4 protein-coding genes are annotated in these 1,696 nt (G+C 68.0%); all 4 read left to right on the top strand.

From position 1 onward, the window contains the following. Window positions 1-13 precede the first annotated feature (13 nt). Genes AC1D15_RS30780 through AC1D15_RS30765 form a run of 4 tightly spaced genes read left to right on the top strand, consistent with a single transcriptional unit; the run spans window position 14 to window position 1,640 of the window. A complete protein-coding gene (locus AC1D15_RS30780) occupies window positions 14-259 on the top strand; it encodes a DUF6364 family protein (protein ID WP_477829018.1) in 246 nt (81 codons plus the stop codon). Beyond that, entirely contained in the window at window positions 249-692 is a 444-nt protein-coding gene (locus tag AC1D15_RS30775; protein WP_477829017.1) for a TA system VapC family ribonuclease toxin, read from the top strand. Before AC1D15_RS30780 ends, AC1D15_RS30775 begins: the two co-directional genes overlap by 11 nt. Continuing rightward, complete coding sequence (locus AC1D15_RS30770; RefSeq protein WP_477829016.1) at window positions 693-1,325, top strand: 2'-5' RNA ligase family protein; 633 nt, start codon at window positions 693-695, stop codon at window positions 1,323-1,325. Window positions 1,326-1,382: 57 nt separating this feature from the next. Further along, window positions 1,383-1,640 (top strand): hypothetical protein, encoded by a 258-nt coding sequence (locus AC1D15_RS30765; RefSeq protein ID WP_477829015.1) that lies wholly within the window; start codon window positions 1,383-1,385, stop codon window positions 1,638-1,640. The last annotated feature ends 56 nt before the right edge of the window (window positions 1,641-1,696 follow it).

Here is a 1,696-nt window from a genome sequence, read left to right as displayed (position 1 = left end):
GTATCATCTTTGGATGAAGACGACCCTCGACATCAACGATGAACTGCTGGCCACGGCCAAGGCGCTTGCTGCCCGGCAACGAACCACGCTGACKCGCCTGATCGAGGAAGGCCTGCAACTGAGGTTGAGAGCTCAGCAGGCGACGGTGCCGCGAGGCAAGTCGCGTCTGCCGGTGTTCAAGGGGCGCGGTGGGCTGGTGGCGGGGGTCGATCCGCTCAGCAACAGGTCGCTGCTGGAGGCGTTGGGCGATGACGCCTGACGTGAATGTGTTGGTCGCGGCATTTCGCAGCGACCATCCCCATCATGCGGTTGCCCGACCGTGGCTCGAAGAGGCCGTCGTCGCGGTTTCGTCAGGAGCAACCCTGACCGTGATGCCGATGGTCGTGGCCAGTTTCTTGCGACTGGTGACCAGCCCCAGGATTTTCCAGGCCCCGACGCCGATTGAGCAGGCGGTCGGCTTCGTCGATGCGCTGCTCGCCGTGCCGGGTGTTCAACTGGCGGAGCAGGGCGCGGAGTGGCCTCGTCTGCGCCAGCTGTGCCTGGACAAGCAGCTCAGCGGCAATCTTCTGCCGGACGCCTGGCTGGCTGCGGCTGTTGTTCACATTGGAGAACACCTCGTGAGTTTTGATCGTGACTTCAGGAAGCTGATCGGCCGCACCCATTTCACGTTGCTTGAGGCTGGTGCTCGATAGATGCGAACGAAGAAGGAGGCCCAGTCCGGGCCGGAACAGTTCGGCTTGCCTGGGTTCGACGAACTGCCACCACCGCCACCGCCGCCGCCCGTTCAGGCGGGCCGCGTTCCGCAGGCCGCACAGCACCTGGGTCTTTTCTTCGCGCTGCGGCCCACGCCCGAGACGGCCGAACGCATCATCGAGCTGGCAACCCGGCTGCGCGGCGAGCATGGCCTCGCCGGCAAGCTGCTCTCGATCGAGCGCCTGCACGTCACGCTGCGCGCGATGGTCGACGACGAGGCCAACGTCGAGTCGGCGATGCGGGCCGCCGCGGGTCTCGTGCACGAGGGCTTCGGCGTGGCCTTCGACCGCGCGCTGAGTTTCCCCGGCAGCGGCGCCTTCGTGCTGCGCAGCAGCGACAACCTGCCCGCGCTCGCTGCATTCCGCCGCCGGCTGAACCTGGCGATGGGCGACACCGAATCGCAGGCCTCGCGCAGCGCCACGCCGCACCTGACGCTGCTGTACGACCGCCGGCACAGCATCACCGAGCACGCGATCGAGCCGATCGGCTGGCACGCCGCCGGGTTCGCGCTGGTGCGCAGCCACGTCGGCCAGGGCCGCCACGAGACCCTGGGCGCCTGGCCGCTGTCGTGATCGCGCCGTGAGGTACGATGCCGACCGCCCCGAACTGGCGTCGGGCGGGGACCTCCTATGAAAGCCACTTTCGGATTCGTGTCGCTGCTGATCGCGTTGGCGATCATCGGCATCGTCATCAACAAGCAGCTGAAGGCCGTCGGCAAGGTGCCGGTGGTGGCCACCGACGGCAGTGTGTCGCAGGGCACCGGCGCCGCCAGCGGCACGGTGCGCGAGCAGTCGCAGCAGCTGCAGGAGAAGGTGCGCAACGACGTCGTCAAGGCCCTCGAGCAGGGCGCGCAGGGCACCGCCCGCCAGGACGACTCCCCCAAGTGATTCCGGCCCCTGACGCCGCCGGTGCCGCACCCCAGGCGGCTTCGGCCGCCGACGAA

It is taken from the genome of Rhizobacter sp. P2_H2, from assembly GCF_056403375.1.
The sequence above is the reverse complement of the archived record's forward strand: the minus strand, read 5'-3'. Positions and strand labels throughout refer to the sequence as shown.

Excerpts from the sequence above, each read along its gene's own strand:
- AC1D15_RS30765 (WP_477829015.1), top strand. The coding sequence starts at position 1,383 with ATGAAAGCCACTTTCGGATTCGTGTCGCTGCTGATCGCGTTGGCGATC.
- AC1D15_RS30770 (WP_477829016.1), top strand. The coding sequence starts at position 693 with ATGCGAACGAAGAAGGAGGCCCAGTCCGGGCCGGAACAGTTCGGCTTG.
- AC1D15_RS30775 (WP_477829017.1), top strand. The coding sequence starts at position 249 with ATGACGCCTGACGTGAATGTGTTGGTCGCGGCATTTCGCAGCGACCAT.